Annotated in this window: 1 protein-coding gene; it reads right to left on the reverse strand. The window is 71.5% G+C overall.

What is annotated here, in order from left to right:
• Window positions 1-56: 56 nt before the first annotated feature.
• Window positions 57-228 (reverse strand): EamA family transporter (locus LPA42_RS34795; protein WP_368859510.1); only part of this gene is annotated, 172 nt, incomplete at its 5' end.

Here is a 228-nt window from a genome sequence, read left to right on the forward strand (position 1 = left end):
CAGGCCCGAACATCTGCCCCACCGCAAGCCTGCCAGTGCCCTGCGCCAGCAGAGACTTACGGAACAGCCGGGCCGCTGCGGTGCGCGGCGAGCACGGAGCTGACGACGATCGCGCCGAGCCCGAGGATCGCGGCGACGCTGATCTGCTCGCGGAGGAAGATCACGCCGAAGGCGACGGCGAAGGCTGGTGACAGGTAGAACGCCAGTGCCGCGCGGGCGGGGCCGACG

Origin of the sequence: Micromonospora sp. DH13 (genome assembly GCF_020873825.1) — a bacterium.
Lineage (GTDB): Bacteria > Actinomycetota > Actinomycetes > Mycobacteriales > Micromonosporaceae > Micromonospora > Micromonospora haikouensis.